Origin of the sequence: Bacillus sp. JJ1521, from assembly GCF_036965165.1 — a bacterium.
Taxonomy (GTDB): domain Bacteria; phylum Bacillota; class Bacilli; order Bacillales; family Bacillaceae_L; genus Ferdinandcohnia.
The window spans coordinates 15,738-17,217 of the sequence record NZ_JBALOX010000111.1; the positions used below are offsets into that span (position 1 = coordinate 15,738).

The 1,480-nt window shown below is 40.9% G+C and carries 2 protein-coding genes; both read left to right on the forward strand.

Annotation, left to right across the window (positions count from 1 at the left end):
* Positions 1–82 precede the first annotated feature (82 nt).
* Complete coding sequence (gene thiM / locus V7147_RS15655; protein ID WP_335368768.1) at positions 83–907, forward strand: hydroxyethylthiazole kinase; 825 nt, start codon at positions 83–85, stop codon at positions 905–907.
* The coding region (gene thiE, locus V7147_RS15660) for a thiamine phosphate synthase (protein WP_335368769.1) at positions 894–1,480 on the forward strand (587 nt) is incomplete at its 3' end. The genes thiM and thiE, both read left to right, overlap by 14 nt.

The window sequence follows — 1,480 nt, forward strand, 5'->3', positions numbered from 1 at the left end:
GTCTTTATGACCCACTTCCTGTGGACCTAACATCTGGGCACAAATACGCCAAGGCACATTTGATTATTTAGGAGGAGAAATTATGTTTGAGCAAATCATCGCAAATGTTAGGGAAAAAACACCACTTGTACATAATATTACAAACTATGTGACGGTTAATGATGTTGCAAATATGGTACTTGCTTGTGGAGGGTCACCAATAATGGCGGACGACCCGAAGGAAGTGGAGGAGATTACAAGCATTTGTAGTGCGCTTGTGATTAATATTGGAACATTAAATGAGAGAACGATAGATTCGATGATTTTGGCGGGAAAAGCAGCCAATAGATTGGGGCGTCCCGTTGTTTTAGACCCGGTTGGGGCGGGTGCATCAAGCTTACGAACCAACACTGTCTATCGTCTATTAGAAGAGGTTCAGTTCGCGGTCATTCGAGGTAATCTATCTGAGATAAAAACCGTACATGCTGGCAGTGGCAATACAAAAGGTGTTGATGCTGCAGCAGAAGATGTCATCAATGAAGGAAATATCAATGAAATGGTTCAATTTGCGAAAAAGGTAAGCAAACAAACAGGTGCCATTATTGCAATCACAGGAGCCATTGATATCGTTGCAAATACTGAAGAAGCATTTGCAATCAGAAATGGACATCCAATGATGTCAAAAATAACCGGGACAGGTTGTATGCTTTCATCGGTTGTAGCTGCATATTGTGGAGCCAATCCTCAGGAAATTTTAGAAAGCACGGCTGCTGCTGTGAGTGCAATGGGATATTGCGGAGAACTAGCTTATCAAAAGGTAGAAGAATTAAATGGTGGAACGTCATCATTTCGAACGTATTTGATTGATTGGATGAGCAAACTAGACTTTACATTACTTCAAGGCGGGATGAAAATTGAAAATCGATAATAATGCTATGTTGTTATACGCAGTAACTGATCGTGCTTGGACAGGCAGCCAGACTTTAGTTGAGCAAGTAGAGGCTTCACTAAAGGGTGGAATTACCTTTTTACAGCTTAGAGAAAAAAAACTTGGCTATGATGAATTTTTACAGGAAGCGATTGAACTTAAAAGGCTAACCGCATCCTACAATGTTCCATTTGTTATTAACGACAATGTTGAAATTGCGTTAGCTTGTGATGCCGATGGTGTGCATGTTGGGCAAGAGGATATGCCAGTTGAAAAAGTCCGTGAGTTAATTGGACCAGATAAAATTCTCGGTGTATCAGCTCAAAATCTAGAACAAGCCATTGCTGCTGAAAAGGCGGGTGCTGATTATCTCGGGATTGGTTCTGTATTTCCTACGGGCACAAAGTCAGATGCAAAACCAATGACATTTGAAACCGTCCAAGAAATTTGTAACAGTGTATCGATTCCAATTGTAGCAATCGGAGGAATTAATAAAACGAATATAATGGAATTGAGTGGCAGTGGGGTAGATGGTGTTGCTGTAGTATCTGCAATCTTTGCCCAAGGCGATAT